A 16,542-nucleotide genomic window follows, 5' to 3' on the forward strand; every position below is an offset into this window, starting at 1 on the left:
GCGGAGTAAAGGGCAGGGCAATAGCGCCATGATTAACTTATCGGCAGCGGAGGAAAAAAATGAAGGGAAGGGCGATGAAAATTTAGCGTAAGGGCGATCGCCCTCACGCTCACAACAGTTACTTCAGCAGAATCGCGCGTACACTTTTGCCTTTGATCTTGCCCTCTTTCAGCTTGATCAGCGCTTTCTTCGCCTGCGCGGCGTCGATGGCGACATACGCATGGGTCGGGGTGAGATCGATTTTACCGATCTGATCGCCGCTGAAACCGGCTTCACCGGTCAGGGCACCCAGAATATCGCCGGGACGCATCTTGGCTTTACGCCCACCGTCAATGCACAGCGTCATCATCGCCGCCGGCAGCGGCTGTGCGCCTTTGCCTTTCAGCGTGCTGGCCGGCTGCCAATTGAGCTTCTGCTGCAGGTAATCTTCCAGCGCATGGGCGCGCACCATTTCGTCGGCCGCCACAAAGCTGACTGCCAGCCCCTGTTCGCCGGCGCGGCCGGTACGGCCAATGCGGTGAATGTGTACTTCCGGATCCCAAGCCAGCTGGAAGTTAACCACCAGCGCCAGCGATTTAATGTCGAGGCCGCGCGCGGCGACGTCGGTGGCGATCAGCACACGGATGCTGCCGTTGGCAAAGCGAATCAGCACGCGTTCGCGATCGCGCTGTTCCAGATCGCCGTGCAGCGCCAGCGCGCTGATCTGGCGATCGTTGAGCGCGGCTGCAATTTCATCGCATTCCCGTTTGGTGTTACAGAACACCACGCAGGAAGCCGGTTGCTGCTGGCTGAGCAGGGCGCTGAGCAGGTTGATACGCTCGCTGGCGCTGGCTTCAATAAACTGCTGCTCAATTGCCGGCAGTTCCGACTGCGCTTCGGTCGCTACTGCCAGCGCATCGCGCTGAAAGCGCTGACTCAGGCTGGCAATGGTATCGGGCCAGGTGGCGGAGAACAGCAGCGTCTGACGCGAATCCGGCGTAAAGCCAATGATGGCTTCCATATCGTCGCGGAAACCCATCTCCAGCATGCGATCGGCTTCGTCCAGCACCAGGCTCTGCAACTGACTTAAATCGAGATTGTCACGCTTGAGATGATCGAGGATGCGCCCCGGCGTGCCGACCACAATATGCGGCGCATGCACCAGCGAGTCGCGCTGCGCACTCATTGGCTGGCCGCCGCACAGCGTCAGGATCTTGATATTGCGGGTAAAGCGCGCCAGCTGACGCAGCACGTTGCTGACCTGGTCGGCCAGTTCACGCGTCGGGCACAGCACCAGCGCCTGGGTATGAAAACGCCCGCTGTCGATGCGGTTCAGCACGCCAATACCGAAGGCGGCGGTTTTGCCGCTGCCGGTTTGCGCCTGCGCCCGCACATCGCGTCCGCTAAGGATGGCCGGCAGGGAAGCGGCCTGAATCGGCGTCATGGCGTCGAAGCCCATCTCGCGCAGGTTGTCGAGCTGGCTGGCAGGCAGTTGCGTCAGGGTAGAAAAAGCAGTCACAGGAGCATCTCAGGTAGTAGCAGGAATAGCGGCGGCCAGTCTGGCAGAAAGGCGGGCTATCGGCAACGGCAATTGCGGTAATAATCACGCAGAGAAATTAGTCAGCCGTTGCGCTTTGTCAGGTCAATGATGAGGTGCAACTATCGCAAAGTTTTAATGAATGTTCCGAATTTCACACGAGGCAGCACGAACGGTAAAAACGCTTTTTCGAGGGAAAAAATGATATTAGCGGCAGGTAAGCGGCAATATCGCGGCATGTTACGGCTATTTTCAGTAAGATTTCGCTTATATGTTACCTATTATGCGGAAAATCTGAGTAAAAATCCTAACCGCTTTGCTTTATATTTAGCGCGCCATTTGGCAATTAATAATTACTTCAGAGGTCACCTCATTGAGTCACTATGTCCAGGGACAAAACGAAGACGTTCTGAAAATCGTCGGCCGCGCCGTGCTAACGCTGCATCTGCATGGAGAGACGTTATCCTCCGATAAAGTCAGCTCCATGATTGCCTGTTATGCGGAAGAAGAGCCTGTTAATGACGATGAGCACCAGCGCCTGTATGCGCTGGCGATTCAGATGTTGTCTTAAATCCAGCATTATCATCGGGCTTGCCGCGCCGGTGTCACCTTCCAAAGCCTCCTGCGGGAGGCTTTTTTCTGGCCGGGTCTGGCGTGCTGGTGCTGGCTGCGATGCGCCTTCAGGCGCTGAATACCGGCGTGCCGCGCTGGAACGTAGCGCGCACCGGCGCAATGCGCGCCACGGCTTCCGCCGAGCAGCTGGCGTCGACCAGCATCATACTGGCTTCATCCTGCAGCTGCGGCCACTGGCGCTCACCGCTATTGGCGAGCGGCAGAATGCCGCCGGTGGCGATATGCAGCGCGCGACTCAGGCCAAACTCATCCGATCCGCGATACAGCTGGGCATACAGATTGGCTTTCTCCAGCATGCTGCCGGTACCGAACGGCGACCAGTGATCGATCACGCTGTCGGTGCCGGTCATCACCGTCACGCCCGCTGCCTGCAGCTGCGGCAATGGCATCGTCAGCTTGCCAATCGGAATCGTTGACGCCACGCTCATCTGCTGTTCGGCCATGCCGGCGATAATCTCATCCAGCGCCTTACCTTCCAGCGTGGCGAGCGCGAAACCGTGGCTCAGCGTCACTTTGCCTTTCAGCTGCGGGTTACGGGCGATAGTGGCGATCATGTACTGAATGGCTGCCACGCCGGCGGCGCTGGTCTCATGCAGGTGAATATCCACGCCGCGATCGTAATCCAGCGCGATGCGGAACATCGCATCAAGTGAAGCCTGCATGGCACCGTCCACGTTAGTGGGATCCAGCCCACCGACATACTGCACGCCGAGCTGCATCGCCTCACGCATCAGACCATCGACCTGCGAATGCAGCAAACCATGCTGCGGAAAGGCGACGATCTCACAGCGAAACGCCGGATGGTTGGCCAGCGCCAGCTGCAGATGTTCGAGACTTTTCAGGCCACTGACTGGATCGATGTTGCAGTGGCTGCGCGCTTCGGTGCTGCCTTTACTTTGCAGCAGGCCAATCAGCGCTTCGGCGCGCGCCTGCGAGGTTGGCAGCAGATGGGGAATCAGCACCTGCTCGCGCGCAATCATATCCATGATGGTCTTGCCCTGCCGCGGGCGCGGTGCCTGCCATGGTCCGCCGTAGAAGGTTTTATCCAGATGGATGTGCATGTCCCGCGTGCGCGGCAGCAGCAGCGCACCGCCGGCATCCCACTGCGGCAGGACAGGCTGGCGCGCCTGGCCGGCGGCGCTAATGGCGCTGAACTTGCCTTCTTTAATGGTGATGTCGTACAGCGCGGTGCGGGTGGCGACAATCTCCGCGCCGTCGCGCTCAAATCCCTCTTCGAGGCGTACATTCAGCAGCTGACAGTGCGCCACGGCAGGCGGCGGGGGGGACGAGACCGGTGGTGTGTCGGGGCGGGCGGCGGCGCTCATGCCAGCCATCATCAGGCTGCCTGCGGCAGTAAGGCGCACGCCGTGGCTGAGAAAATCACGTCGGCTGGAAGCGGTCAGAGGCATCGGAAACTCCAGGCAAAAGGAAAAAACCTAATCTGGCAAAACCGACGCCGCCGCGCTGCGATATTTCCCACTGCCTGGCAGTGGAAAAATCACTGCCACTGTAGCTGGCAGAATTGCACCAGCGCAGCGGCCAGCGCCTGCTGCAGCGCATCCTGCGGCTTACGGCAGAACAGCGCCAGCTCGAAATGGCTGATCACCGGTAAACCCTCAGCGCTGCCCAGCACGCGGTGACCGGGCAGGCGGCAGCTGGCGGGCAGCAGCGTCAGGCCGAGACCGGCGGCACTGGCGCTGGCGAGGGCCACCAGACTGGCGCTGCTGTAGCTGATGCGCCAGCTGCGGCCGAGCGCATCCAGCGTCTGACACATCTCTTCGCGATACAGCCCCTGCTGCGGAAACACCACCAGCGGCAGCGGCGTCTGGTCAAAGCAGGGATGTTCAGCACTGTCCAGCCACAGCAGTGGCTCGGGCCGGGCGGCCAGCGGGCGATCGCCGCCCGGCTGCTTGATCAGCATCAGATCCAGCTCTTCGCGCTGCCATGCGCGATGCAAATCGACGTACATGCCGCTCATCACGTCAAGACGCAGCTGCGGATGCTGTCGGCTGAATCCGGCCAGCAGGCTGGCGGTCGGGGCGGCAAAATCCTCCGGCACGCCAATGCGCACAATGCCGTCGCGCCACTTATCGCTCAGCACATCGTGCGCTTCGCCGTTAAGCGCGATGATGCGCCGCGCGTAGCCGAGCAATTTTTCTCCCTCTTCGGTCAGCGCCACCTGATGTGAGGTGCGCTGTAACAGCGCTTTACCCACCATCTCTTCCAGCCGCCGCACCTGCTGACTGACCGTCGACTGCGACAGGTGCACACGCTCGGCGGCGCGGGTAAAGCTGGCGGTCTCGCACACCGCGACAAAGCTCAATAGCTGCTGCGGCGTAAACATTGGCTGACGATTCATTTATCCACTGCCCATCATGGTGTTATTTCATTTCCAAATAGTACTGTCTGCTGCGATGCTGACAACCTTTTCAATGCAGGATGGGTTATGAACCGAAATGCCAATACGTTAACGCTGGCTGCGCTGGTGCTGGCCGGGCTGAACATGCGCCCGCTGCTGACCTCGGTCAGTCCGCTGCTGGGCCAGCTGCGCCACAGCCTGCATCTGTCAGGGCTGGCCGCCTCGCTGCTGCCGGCGGTGCCGATGGTGATGATGGGCGCGGTGGCGCTGTTCAGCGCCAGGCTGATGCAGCGCGTGGCCTTAAAGCCCTTGCTGCTGGTCGGGCTGACGCTACTGTTGCTGGCGCTGGCGGCGCGCGGCGTGATCGACAGCGGCAGCGGGCTGGTGCTCAGCGCGCTGTTTGCCGGCATCGGCGTCGGCGTGGTGCAGATGGCGATGCCGGGACTGATTCGACAGCGTTTTAGCCGGCGCAGCGCGGCGGTCACCGGGCTGTGGGCGGGCGCGCTGATGGGCGGCGGCGGACTGGGCGCGGCGCTGTCGCCGTGGCTCAGCGCGCAGCTTGGCGTACCGCTGGCGCTCAGCGGCTGGGCGCTGCCGGTGCTGCTGGCTATCCTGCTGTGGCTACTGGTGCGCGTGCCTGCCGCGCCGGATGCCGCGCAGGTAACGATGCCGCCGCTGTGGCGTAAGCCGCGCGCCTGGTCGCTGGCGCTGAGCTTTGGCCTGGTCAACGGCGGCTATGCCACCTGCGTGGCCTGGCTGCCGGATGCGTATCACCGGCTGGGCTGGTCGGCGCAGGCCGGCGGCTCGCTGCTGGGCGTGATGATTCTGAGCCAGGTTGCCGGCGCGCTGCTGATGCCGCTGCTGGCGCGCGGTGCCGATCGCCGTCCGCAACTGATTGTCAGTCTGCTGTGTCAGCTGGCCGGGATGAGCGGGTTTCTTTTTGCGCCGCTGCTGGCGCCGTGGCTGTGGGCCGCCATCGCCGGCTTCGGTCTCGGTGCCGCGTTCCCGCTGGCGATGGTGCTGGCGCTCGATCATCTGCCGCAGCCGCAGGCAGGCGCGCGGCTGGTGGCCTTCATGCAGGGCGCAGGATTCATCATCGCCGGCTGCATGCCGTTTATTGCCGGTCAGTTGCAGGTGCTCACCCACAGCTTTGCCAGCGTATGGCTGATGCAGGGCGTCGTGACGCTGGGGCTGATCGGACTCAATCTGCGTTTTCATCCGCGCAGCTATGCGCGCGCCTTTGGTGCGGCTGCGCGCTGATTGGTCCTGCCAGTGTTATAAAAATGTAGCCACATGGTCACATAACACGAAAAATCACGCCTGCTGCGTTGCTTTGGGTTAACAATGCATTAACTATCTGGAGCCAGAAAGCCCGTCAGCCGCAATGTGGTCCTACCAATTGTGGTGCGGAACCGGGCAACAATCTGCGGCGCACGCCTGCTTTTGCCGATGCGCCGCATCCCTCTGGTGACCTCTGGAGAAACGGCATGCAGGTGTGGCAACAAAACTACGATCCGCTCAACAATTTGTGGCTATCCAGCCTGGTGGCGGTGATCCCGATTGTTTTTTTCTTCTTCGCGCTGATTAAGCTCAAGCTGAAGGGCTATCAGGCCGGTACGATCACCGTGGTGCTGGCGCTGCTGGTGGCGCTGTTGCTGTACGGCATGCCGGTGCCCCAGGCGCTGGCGTCGGTGGCGTATGGTTTTTTATACGGCCTGTGGCCGATTGCCTGGATCATCGTGGCGGCGGTGTTTGTCTACAAGATCTCGGTGAAAACCGGCCAGTTCGATATCATTCGCGCCTCGATTCTCTCCATCACGCCAGACCAGCGTTTGCAGATGCTGATCGTCGGCTTTTCGTTTGGCGCGTTTTTAGAGGGCGCGGCAGGCTTTGGGGCACCGGTGGCGATCACCGCCGCACTGCTGGTCGGGCTGGGCTTTAATCCGCTCTATGCCGCCGGCCTGTGCCTGATCGTCAACACCGCGCCGGTGGCATTCGGCGCGATGGGAATTCCGATCATCGTCGCCGGTCAGGTCACCGGGCTGGACAGCTTCCAGATTGGCCAGATGGCAGGACGCCAGCTGCCGTTTCTCACCCTCATCGTGCTGTTCTGGATCATGGCGATCATGGATGGCTGGCGCGGCATCAAAGAGACCTGGCCGGCGGTGATGGTGGCCGGCGGCTCGTTTGCCATCGCCCAGTACCTCAGCTCTAACTTCCTTGGCCCGGAGCTGCCGGATATCATTTCGTCGCTGGCTTCGCTGATCTGCCTGACGCTGTTTCTGCGCCGCTGGCAGCCGGTGCGCATCTTCCGCTTTAAAGAGCCCGCGCCAGAGGTTGCGCCCTCAGGGACACAACGCTACACGCTGGCGCAGATTGTGCGTGCCTGGATGCCGTTCCTGTTCCTTACCGCGACCGTTACGCTGTGGAGTATTCCGCCGTTTAAAGCACTGTTCGCTAAAGGCGGCGCGCTGTATGACTGGGTGTTTAGCGTGCCGGTGCCGCTGCTGCACGAGCTGGTGGCACGCATGCCGCCGGTGGTGAGCGCAGCAACGCCGTATGCGGCGCTGTTCAAATTTGACGTGGTCTCCGCCACCGGCACTGCGATTCTGCTGGCGGCGGTGATCTCGGTGATTTTCCTGCGTATGAAGCCGGCGGCGGCGCTGCGCACCTTTGGCGAAACCCTGAAGGAGCTGGCGCTGCCGATCTACTCCATCGGCATGGTGCTGGCCTTTGCGTTCATCTCTAATTACTCCGGGCTGTCGGCCACGCTGGCCCTGGCGCTGGCGCACACCGGTCAGGCCTTCACCTTCTTCTCGCCGTTCCTCGGCTGGCTGGGCGTATTTCTGACCGGCTCCGATACCTCTTCCAACGCGCTGTTCGCCGCGCTGCAGGCGACCACCGCGCAGCAGATTGGTGTGTCGGATGTGCTGCTGGTGGCCGCCAATACCACCGGTGGCGTCACCGGTAAAATGATTTCGCCGCAGTCGATCGCCATCGCCTGCGCCGCCGTGGGGCTGGTGGGGCGCGAGTCCGATCTGTTCCGGTTTACCGTTAAACACAGCCTGATTTTTACCTGTATGGTCGGCGTGATTACCACGCTGCAGGCGTATATCTTTACCTGGATGATTCCATGACTGAACCCACACCGCGGCTGGCGGATACGCTGCGCGCGCGTCTTAGCGCCTGGATTGAAGAGCATCAGCTGAAACCCGGCATGCGTTTACCTTCGGAGCGTGCGCTGGCCGCCCGCTTCGGCGTGTCGCGCTCGTCGGTGCGTGAGGCCATCCAGCAGCTGATCAGCAGTGGCGTGCTGATCAGTAAACGCGGCGGCGGCACCTGGCTGTGCGAGCCGCAGGAGCCGTGGTCAGAACAGCGCATCGTCGAGCCGATTCGCCAGCTGCTGGCCGCCGATCCTGACTACCGCTGGGATATTCTTGAGGCGCGCCACGCGATTGAGGCCAGCACCGCCTGGCACGCCGCGCAGCGCGCCACCGAGGCGGATAAAGAGCGGCTGCGCTATGCCTTTGACGCGCTGATACAAATGAACGACTGCGACGATCCCGAACTGGCCGCGCAGGCGGATCTGCGCTTCCACCTCGCCATTGCCGAAGCCTCGCATAATCTGGTGCTGCTGCAGACCATGCGCGGATTTTTCGATCTGTTGCAATCCTCCGTGCTGCACAGCCGCCAGCGTATGTACACCCAGCCGGTGATTTTCAACCAGCTCAACGCCCAGCATCAGGCGATGTTCGATGCGGTGATGGCGGGCGACGCCGACGCGGCGCGCCAGGCGGCGATGGATCACCTCGGCTTTGTTCACACCACCATGAAAACGCTGCATGAAGACGAAGCGCGCCAGGCCCGCATCACGCGGCTACCGGGCGCCACGCAGGTTACCCGTAAGGAAGACAACTGATGATTATTTCTGCTGCCAGTGACTATCGCGCCGCGGCGCAACGTATCCTGCCGCCATTCCTGTTTCACTATCTGGACGGCGGGGCCTACGCAGAACATACCCTGAAGCGCAACGTGGCCGATCTCTCTGACGTGGCGCTGCGTCAGCGCGTGCTGAAAAACATGGCTGAGCTGAGCCTGGAAACGCGGCTGTTCAATGAAACGCTGTCGATGCCGGTGGCGCTGGCGCCGGTCGGCCTGTGCGGCATGTACGCGCGACGCGGTGAAGTGCAGGCGGCGCGCGCAGCAGCGAATCGCGGTATTCCATTTACCCTGTCGACGGTGTCGCTGTGCCCGATAGAAGAGGTGGCACCGGCGATTAACCGTCCGATGTGGTTTCAGCTGTATGTGCTGCGCGATCGCGGCTTTATGCGTAACGCGCTGGAGCGGGCCAAAGCGGCAGGCTGCTCGACGCTGGTGTTCACCGTCGATATGCCGACGCCGGGCGCGCGCTACCGCGATGCGCACTCCGGCATGAGCGGCCCGCATGCCGCGCTGCGCCGTTACTGGCAGGCGGTCACCCATCCGCAGTGGGCGTGGGACGTCGGGCTGCACGGGCGTCCGCACGATCTCGGCAATATCTCCACGTACCTTGGTAACCCTACCGGACTGGAAGATTATATCGGCTGGCTGGCGAACAATTTCGACCCGTCGATCTCGTGGCAGGATCTGGAGTGGATTCGCGAATTCTGGGAAGGGCCGATGGTGATCAAAGGCATTCTCGACCCGGAAGATGCGCGCGATGCGGTGCGTTTTGGCGCCGATGGCATCGTGGTCTCCAACCACGGCGGACGTCAACTGGATGGCGTGCTGTCGTCGGCGCGCGCGCTGCCGGCCATTGCCGACGCGGTAAAGGGCGACATCACCATTCTGGCCGACAGCGGCATTCGTAACGGGCTGGATGTGGTGCGCATGATTGCGCTGGGGGCTGACAGCGTGCTGCTGGGACGCGCGTTTATCTATGCGCTGGCGACGCACGGCCAGCGCGGCGTGGAGAATCTGCTGAGCCTGGTTGAGAAAGAGATGAGGGTGGCGATGACGCTGACCGGTGCGAAAACCATTGCGGACATCACGCAGGATTCGCTGGTGCAGGCGAATGCGCTGCTGAGCGAAGCCGGACTCAGCCCGGCGCGCCCGCACGCGGTGCGCTAAGCCAGGCAAAGCGCCGGCTCTTGTCTATACTGAATAGCTGTCTGACTAACAGGAGGAATGACATGACCATTCATAAGAAAGGATCGGCCCATTGGGAAGGCGACATCAAAGGCAAAGGCACGGTTAGCACTGAAAGCGGCGTGCTCAGCAACCAGCCATACGGTTTTAATACCCGTTTTGAAGGCGAGAAGGGCACCAATCCGGAAGAGCTGATTGGCGCGGCACACGCCGCCTGCTTCTCCATGGCGCTGTCGCTGATGCTGGGCCAGGCCGGTCATCCACCGAAAAGCATCGACACCACCGCCGATGTTTCACTGGACAAAAAGGGCGACGGCTTCGCCATCACCAAAATTGCCCTCAACAGCACCATTGCGCTGCCGGGCATCGATGATGCCAAATTTGATGAAATCATTCAGAAAGCCAAAGCCGGCTGCCCGGTGTCTCAGGTGCTGAATGCCGAAATCACCCTCGACTATACGCTGAATAATTAATCGCCCTCACGGGTGACCAGCGGTAGACTATGCGATGCGCCTGCGGGCGCATCGTTGCTTTCTGCTGTCTGGAGGAAACGTGGCAAAAAAACTGGCTGCGACAAAACACTGGAAGATGATTGTGGTGTTGCTGTGCATCTGCGGCGCGCTGATGCTGATTCGCTGGGCGGCGATGATATGGGGCTAAAGGATTGGGTATGCCGCCACAAGCTCGGGGTGCTGGTGATGATTATTCTGGTGCTGGAACTGGTGCACTACCTGCTGACAGCCTCGTGGCTGCCGTGGCAGTTCTGACGCCTCAGGCATATTCGCCGTCATGCTCATGCTGGCGCAGATTGCGCACGCTGCTGCGCGCAATGCGGTAGGCCTTGCGCGGATCGCCCGCGACAAATTCAAAGGTGGGCGAATAGTAAAACGGCAGCCAGCCGCCGAAGCCGCTCTCCCACTCCCAGCGCACCGGACAGGGCCAGAGAATGCCGTCATACAAAATGTAATAAACCCAGCGTCCGTTGGGACGACGGGGGCGAGTTTTTTTCATGGGATTCACAACTGTAATAGTGTAAAGCAGCTTATATTTTGAACGCTGCGGGCCCAGGTTGCAATGCCGTCTGGCTGTTTTTTATGCAATTGATGACGCACTGGCACCGAATTAACGGTGCACTTCCCCACAAAGCAGCACCACGTTCGGCCGGACTTTATGGATGCGATCGGCCATCTGTTCGCAGGCCACTTTCGTGGGGTAAATCCGCTCCGACACCGGCAGGGCATCACAGGCATCGTGGCCGCAGGCGCTCACTAACAAGACAAAACCAATCAACATAACCGCCTCCTTCTGCACCATTCCCGTGGTACGGAATGCGTGGCTGTGTGTTCCTTTTTTTGATCCAGTATAGCTAAACGCCTCAGGCGTCAATGAACAGCCTGAGCGGCTTTTTTGTCCGAACAGGATGATGATAACCAGCGCCGCGCCCATTAGCAGCACAATCTGGGCTAAACTGTGCGGCACTGACAACAATAAGGAGTGATATCTGATGTCTCATGAAATTGCCCATCCGGCCAGCAGCCCAAAACAGGCCGCCCTGCAACTGGTCATCGAACTGGTGCGCGCCGGTAAACTGAGCCCGCTGCACGGCGATGCCTCCAATATGATCTCCATCTACGAACAGTTCAAGGCACACTTCGAAGCCGACAAGCAAAAAGATTCCGCCATCTCCTGACGTTCTGCCCCGGTGGCGCGCTGTGTCTGGCCGCGCCACTGTTCCCCGACTTTCACATAATCTCTTCCGTTTATTATTGCATCCCGATTAAATTTGCAGCGCGCTTTTTGATATTTCTCACAGATCCGTAACGCAAATCTGAAACCGGTTGCAGAAAATCTTTAGCGCGGGTATTCGTTAATTAAACCCCACACTGAGGATTGAATGATGCCAAAGATTTTACTCTGCTGCGCCGCCGGGATGTCCACCAGCATGGTGGTGCAGAAAATGGAGAAGGCCGCCAAAGAGAAGGGCGTCGAGGTTGAGATAAAAGCCGTTGGCATTGAAGAGTTTAACGATCAGATCGCGAACTTTGACTGTTGCCTGCTCGGGCCGCAGATTAAATACAAACTGGCGGACTTCCAGCCGCTGGCGCAGCAGCTAAATAAGCCTATCACTGTGATTAATAGCATGGATTACGGCATGATGAATGGCGCGAAAATATTAGATGATTCGCTAAAGCTGATTCACGCCTGACGATTGTTGCGAAAATAAAATAATTGTTTACGCCTGTGCGCCAATGCACAGGCTTATTCTGTTGTTGCCTGATGCAAGGAGCTCGCCGATGAGCAGCATAAGCGAATCGTTATTTGGTGTGATTGAAAACCGCATCAGCCCGCTGGCCGGACGCCTCTCCAGCCAGCGCCATGTGATTGCCATCCGCGATGGATTTATTGCCTCGATGCCGTTTCTGATTGTGGGCTCGTTTATGCTGCTGTTTGCCCATCCGCCGTTCTCAGCTGACAGCTCATGGGCGTTTGCCCAGTGGTGGCTCGGTATGGTGCGCGCGCATGAAGCGCAAATCATGATGCCATATAACATGACCATGGGCATCATGGCGCTATATATCGCCAGCGCCATCGCCTATAACCTGGCGAACAGCTACAAAATGAACGGCTTTATGGCGGCCAGCCTGGCGCTGATGGCGTTTCTGGTGGTGGCCGCGCCACAGAGCAACGGCACGCTGCCGGTTGGCTCACTCGGCGGCGAGGGCATTTTCACCGCGATTCTGGTGGCGCTGTTCGCCACTGAGCTGATGCACTTCCTGCAAAAGCACAACATCGGCTTTAAGCTGCCGGAGCAGGTGCCGCCCAAAATTCGTCAGTCGTTCGATCTGCTGATCCCGATCATCGCCATCTTCATCACGCTGTTTCCGCTCAGCCTGTGGGTGCAGGCGCAGTTTGGCCTGCTGCTGCCGCAGGCGATCATGGCGCTGTTCGCACCGATTATCTCCGCCTCGGATTCGTTACCGGCGGTGCTGGTGGCGGTGCTGCTGTGCCACATGCTGTGGTTCGCTGGCATTCACGGTGCGGTGATTGTCGGCGGCATTCTGCAGGCGTTCTGGCTGACTAACCTTGGCCTCAACCAGCAGGCGCTCAACGCCGGTGAGCCGATCACGCACGTGTTTATCGAGCCGTTCTGGCAGTTTTTCATCGTTATTGGCGGCTCCGGTTCCACCATGGGACTGGTGCTGCTCTACCTGCGCAGCCGCTCGGCGCATCTGCGCTCGATTGGCAAGCTGAGCATTGTGCCCAGCATGTTCAACATCAACGAGCCGGTCATCTTCGGTTCGCCGGTGGTGATGAATCCGATTCTGTTCATTCCGTTTATCTGCGCGCCGTTAGTCAACGCCACGCTCGCCTGGACAGCCACCAAAACCCACCTGATTAACCACGTGGTGTCGCTGGCCCCCTGGACCACGCCGGCACCGATCGGGGCGGCCTGGTCGACCGGCTGGGACTGGCGCGTCATCGTGCTGATTGCCGTGCTGGTAACCATCGCCACGCTGATTTACTACCCGTTTTTCAAAATTTATGAGCGGCAACTGCTGCAGCAGGAGCTTGAGCAGGCCGCCGCAGCGCAACCGGTTAAGGAGGCATGATGGAAATTGATGAGAGCACGGTCATGGAACTTATTATTCAGGCGGGAGAAGCGCGCTCCTCCTCGATGGAAGCGCTGCGCGCGGCGCGGCGCAAAGAGTGGCCACGCGCCGATGCGTTGCTGAGCGAAGCCAGCGAGGCGGCCAGAGCCGCGCACCGTATCCAGACCGAATTGATCGGTGCTGACGAAGGCTGCGGCAAAATTCCGGTCAATCTGATCATGGTGCATGCGCAGGATCACCTGATGAACGCCATGCTGTGCCGTGAACTGGCGGAAGAGATCATCCAGCTGCGGCGCGAGCTGGCTGCAGACTAACAAGGAGGCAGTATGCAACATCCTAACCCCGGTGCGTTTCCGCACGGCTTTCTGTGGGGCGCTTCAACCTCGGCGTATCAGGTTGAGGGCGCCTGGAACGTAGACGGCAAAGGGCCGTCGGTGATCGATAAAGGCCATTTTCCTGAGGGGATGACGGATTTCACCGTAACCAGCGATCACTATCATCGCTTCCGGGAAGATATCGCGCTGCTGGCGGAGCTGGGCCTGAAAACCTATCGATTCTCCATCGCCTGGAGCCGCATCTATCCGCAGGGTGACGGCGAGCTGAATCCGGCGGGCATTGCGTTTTATCAGCAGCTGATTGATGAAATTTGCCGCCACGGCATTGAGCCGCTGGTCACGCTCTATCACTTCGACCTGCCGTGGGCGCTGCAGCAGGATGGCGGCTGGTCAAACCGGCGCACCGTGGCCGCCTTTGAGCGCTTCGCCATCACCTGTTTCGAGCACTATGGCGACCGGGTGAAATACTGGCTGACCATCAATGAACAAAACATGATGATCCTCAAAGGCGAGGTGATTGGCACGCTGCCGGCCGGCACGGTGGATGCGCAGAAGACGCTGTATCAGCAGAACCACCATATGATGCTGGCGCAGGCCAAAGCGATGATTGCCTGTCACCAGCGCTTGCCGCAGGCCAAAATTGGCCCGGCACCGAACATCTCCTGTATCTATGCCGCCAGCGCCAGACCGGAAGATGTGCTGGCCGCTGATAACTTTTCAGCGATCCGCAACTGGCTCTACCTCGACCTGGCGGTACACGGCCATTACAACAACGTGGTGTGGGCGTTTCTGCAGCAGCGCGGCTGGCTGCCGCACATTGAGGCGGAGGATATGGCGACCATCGCCGCCGGTCAGCCGGACTTTATCGCCTTCAACTATTATGCATCGGCCACCGTCAGTGCTGACATGCCTGAGGTCGCGCGCGGTGAGCTGAACAGCAAGCAGCAGGCCGACCAGCAGATGGCCGGCATCGACAAATCGGTGTACGTCGGCTGCAACAATCCGCATCTGCAGCAGAATCAGTTTGGCTGGTATATCGATCCGGTCGGTTTCCGCATTACCGCGCGCGAGATCTACGCACGCTATCGCCTGCCGCTGATTGTGACAGAAAACGGTCTGGGTGCGTTCGACACGCTGGAGGCGGGCAACAAAGTGTATGACGACTATCGCATTGCCTATCTGCGCGAGCATATCACTCAGCTGCGGCTGGCAATTGCCGATGGCGTCGAGCTGTTTGGCTACTGTCCGTGGTCGGCCATCGATCTGGTCAGCACTCATCAGGGCATCAGCAAACGTTACGGCTTTATCTATGTTAACCGCGATGAACACGATCTGCGCGATCTGGCGCGCTATCGCAAGAAGAGCTTTTTCTGGTATCAGCAGTTGATCCGCAATAACGGCGCACAGCCTGATGCGGAGGTGGAATACTAACGCGCGGCACGGCGGCATCCCGGCTGGGTCGCCGCCGCGCCAGCAGCGTGATTAGCGGTGTTGTCCCGCCATCAGCACATATTTTACCTGCACATACTCCTCAATACCGTAATGGCCGCCCTCGCGGCCGTAGCCGGAGTGCTTGATACCGCCAAACGGCACTGACGCCGTACCGACTGAGCCGGAATTGAGGATCACCATGCCGGCTTCCAGTTTTTTCGACAGGCGGAAAGCGCGGCCAACGTCCCGCGTCCACGCATAGGCCACCAGACCGTATTCGGTGTCGTTAGCGCAGCGAATCACCTGCTCTTCATCACTGAAACGGTACAGGGCAAATACCGGTCCGAAAATCTCGGTGTTGTGCACGGCAAACGAGGCGTCCAGATCGCACAGGATGGTCGGCTCATAGAACAGCCCGCCCTTCGCGTGTGGCTTGCCGCCGAGGCGCAGCGTCGCCCCCTGTGCTACCGCATCATCCACCAGCGCGGTGACTTTATCGAGCGCCACGCGGTTAATCAGCGGGCCAACCACAAATTCCTGCTGCATACCCTGATCGACGCGGATCTCATTGACTGTTTTCACCAGTTGCTGCACAAAGGCATCGTAAATCGCGTCATGCACAAAGATGCGGTTAGGCGAAATACACACCTGGCCGGAGTTACGCAGTTTGGCGCTGACCAGCCCGGCCACGCTCTCTTCCAGTGGGCTGTCGGCGAACACGATAAAGGGCGCGTTGCCGCCCAGCTCCATAGTCATCTTTTTCAGCGTGGCCCCGCACTGCTGCGCCAGCAGCTTGCCGACGCGGGTAGACCCGGTGAAGGAGATTTTGTGGATGCGCGTATCGCTGGTAAAAGCTTCGCCGATGGCTTGCGGATCGCCGGTTACCATCTCAAACACGCCAGCGGGAATACCGGCCTGACGGGCAAACTCCAGCAGTTTATACGCGGTAAGCGGCGTCTCTTCTGCCGGTTTGATGATCATGGTGCAGCCTGCGGCCAGCGCGGTAGCAATTTTGCGGGTGATCATCATAAACGGGAAGTTCCACGGTGTGATGGCCGCGGTCGGGCCGACCGGCTCTTTTACCACCAGCACGGAGGCGTTAGCATCGTGCGACGGCAGGGTATCACCATTGACGCGTTTGGCCTCTTCCGCATACCACTCAATAAAGCCGAGACCGTACTCGATTTCGCCCAGCGCTTCGCTCAGGCATTTGCCGTTCTCCCTGACCATCAGTTCAGCAAACAGGTGCTTATCGGCGCGTACCAGATCGTACCAGCCACGCAGCAGGTCGCTGCGCTGTTTCGCGCTTTTTGCCGCCCATGCCGGAAACGCGGCACAGGTGCGATCGATAGCGGCCGCGACCTCGTCGTGGCGCATGAACGGTGCTTCGCCGACGAGGCTGCCGTCGGCAGGATTGGTGACTTTAATCATTCCAGTGTGCTCCAGTGTCAGAATCAATGTGACAACCTGGCAGTCAGCGTTATCGGGCTGGCTGCCGCTGTGCAGAAATGATGCGCGTCTGGCCTTTTC

The 16,542-nt window shown here is 59.9% G+C and carries 18 protein-coding genes; 12 read left to right on the forward strand and 6 right to left on the reverse strand.

Features of this window, described 5'->3' with window-relative positions:
• Positions 1–118: 118 nt before the first annotated feature.
• Entirely contained in the window at positions 119–1,498 is a 1,380-nt protein-coding gene (gene dbpA, locus KOL70_RS00295; RefSeq protein WP_058758000.1) for an ATP-dependent RNA helicase DbpA, read from the reverse strand.
• Positions 1,499–1,889: 391 nt separating this feature from the next.
• On the opposite strand from dbpA, the gene KOL70_RS00300 reads away from it, so the two are divergent.
• Positions 1,890–2,087 carry a hypothetical protein gene (locus tag KOL70_RS00300; RefSeq protein WP_010618157.1) on the forward strand — a complete coding sequence of 66 codons (198 nt, stop codon included), beginning with the start codon at positions 1,890–1,892 and terminating at the stop codon, positions 2,085–2,087.
• A 109-nt stretch (positions 2,088–2,196) separates the two neighbouring features.
• On the opposite strand, the gene KOL70_RS00305 is transcribed toward KOL70_RS00300, so the two are convergent.
• Both KOL70_RS00305 and KOL70_RS00310 read right to left on the reverse strand, forming a co-directional pair.
• Positions 2,197–3,558, reverse strand: a complete 1,362-nt coding sequence (locus tag KOL70_RS00305; RefSeq protein WP_215480052.1) for an amidohydrolase — start codon at positions 3,556–3,558, stop codon at positions 2,197–2,199.
• 89 nt (positions 3,559–3,647) lie between these two features.
• Positions 3,648–4,508, reverse strand: a complete 861-nt coding sequence (locus tag KOL70_RS00310; protein WP_031279666.1) for a LysR family transcriptional regulator — start codon at positions 4,506–4,508, stop codon at positions 3,648–3,650.
• A gap of 87 nt (positions 4,509–4,595) precedes the next feature.
• Between KOL70_RS00310 and KOL70_RS00315 the strand changes: the two genes are divergently transcribed.
• The 6 genes from KOL70_RS00315 to yniD all read left to right on the forward strand — a co-directional run bounded on the left by KOL70_RS00315 (position 4,596) and on the right by yniD (position 10,295).
• Complete coding sequence (locus tag KOL70_RS00315; protein ID WP_215480053.1) at positions 4,596–5,768, forward strand: cyanate transporter; 1,173 nt, start codon at positions 4,596–4,598, stop codon at positions 5,766–5,768.
• 227 nt (positions 5,769–5,995) lie between these two features.
• Positions 5,996–7,645, forward strand: a complete 1,650-nt coding sequence (gene lldP, locus KOL70_RS00320; RefSeq protein ID WP_215480054.1) for an L-lactate permease — start codon at positions 5,996–5,998, stop codon at positions 7,643–7,645.
• On the forward strand, positions 7,642–8,427 hold the full coding sequence (gene lldR / locus KOL70_RS00325) for a transcriptional regulator LldR (protein ID WP_059011939.1): 786 nt from the start codon (positions 7,642–7,644) through the stop codon (positions 8,425–8,427). Before lldP ends, lldR begins: the two co-directional genes overlap by 4 nt.
• Complete coding sequence (gene lldD, locus KOL70_RS00330) at positions 8,427–9,617, forward strand: FMN-dependent L-lactate dehydrogenase LldD (RefSeq protein WP_058769356.1); 1,191 nt, start codon at positions 8,427–8,429, stop codon at positions 9,615–9,617. The genes lldR and lldD overlap by 1 nt, the downstream gene beginning before the upstream one ends.
• A 62-nt stretch (positions 9,618–9,679) precedes the next feature.
• Positions 9,680–10,108 (forward strand): OsmC family protein, encoded by a 429-nt coding sequence (locus KOL70_RS00335; protein WP_021313986.1) that lies wholly within the window; start codon positions 9,680–9,682, stop codon positions 10,106–10,108.
• A gap of 79 nt (positions 10,109–10,187) precedes the next feature.
• Entirely contained in the window at positions 10,188–10,295 is a 108-nt protein-coding gene (yniD, locus tag KOL70_RS23535; protein ID WP_021507251.1) for a small membrane protein YniD, read from the forward strand.
• A gap of 111 nt (positions 10,296–10,406) precedes the next feature.
• On the opposite strand, the gene KOL70_RS00340 is transcribed toward yniD, so the two are convergent.
• Both KOL70_RS00340 and KOL70_RS00345 read right to left on the reverse strand, forming a co-directional pair.
• Positions 10,407–10,646 (reverse strand): hypothetical protein, encoded by a 240-nt coding sequence (locus tag KOL70_RS00340; RefSeq protein WP_021507249.1) that lies wholly within the window; start codon positions 10,644–10,646, stop codon positions 10,407–10,409.
• A gap of 111 nt (positions 10,647–10,757) precedes the next feature.
• Complete coding sequence (locus tag KOL70_RS00345; protein ID WP_127833729.1) at positions 10,758–11,081, reverse strand: hypothetical protein; 324 nt, start codon at positions 11,079–11,081, stop codon at positions 10,758–10,760.
• Positions 11,082–11,139: 58 nt separating this feature from the next.
• On the opposite strand from KOL70_RS00345, the gene KOL70_RS00350 reads away from it, so the two are divergent.
• The 5 genes from KOL70_RS00350 to KOL70_RS00370 all read left to right on the forward strand — a co-directional run bounded on the left by KOL70_RS00350 (position 11,140) and on the right by KOL70_RS00370 (position 15,012).
• Positions 11,140–11,325: a hypothetical protein gene (locus KOL70_RS00350; protein WP_021507248.1), complete on the forward strand. Its 186-nt coding sequence runs from the start codon at positions 11,140–11,142 to the stop codon at positions 11,323–11,325.
• Positions 11,326–11,532: 207 nt separating this feature from the next.
• Positions 11,533–11,841, forward strand: coding sequence for a PTS sugar transporter subunit IIB (locus KOL70_RS00355; protein WP_031279665.1), 309 nt, complete (start codon positions 11,533–11,535; stop codon positions 11,839–11,841).
• Between the two features lie 88 nt (positions 11,842–11,929).
• Entirely contained in the window at positions 11,930–13,246 is a 1,317-nt protein-coding gene (locus tag KOL70_RS00360) for a PTS sugar transporter subunit IIC (protein WP_021507246.1), read from the forward strand.
• Complete coding sequence (locus KOL70_RS00365) at positions 13,246–13,560, forward strand: PTS lactose/cellobiose transporter subunit IIA (RefSeq protein WP_215480922.1); 315 nt, start codon at positions 13,246–13,248, stop codon at positions 13,558–13,560. The genes KOL70_RS00360 and KOL70_RS00365 overlap by 1 nt, the downstream gene beginning before the upstream one ends.
• Positions 13,561–13,572: 12 nt before the next feature.
• The gene (locus tag KOL70_RS00370; protein WP_215480055.1) at positions 13,573–15,012 is read left to right on the forward strand and encodes a glycoside hydrolase family 1 protein; all 1,440 of its coding nucleotides are present in this window, start codon (positions 13,573–13,575) and stop codon (positions 15,010–15,012) included.
• 51 nt (positions 15,013–15,063) lie between these two features.
• Here the strand turns inward: KOL70_RS00370 and KOL70_RS00375 are convergent, their stop codons facing one another.
• Entirely contained in the window at positions 15,064–16,443 is a 1,380-nt protein-coding gene (locus KOL70_RS00375; protein ID WP_215480056.1) for an NAD-dependent succinate-semialdehyde dehydrogenase, read from the reverse strand.
• Between the last annotated feature and the right edge of the window lie 99 nt (positions 16,444–16,542).

Origin of the sequence: Pantoea sp. B270 (assembly GCF_018726825.1) — a bacterium.
In the GTDB taxonomy this organism is placed as follows: Bacteria; Pseudomonadota; Gammaproteobacteria; order Enterobacterales; family Enterobacteriaceae; genus Pantoea; species Pantoea dispersa.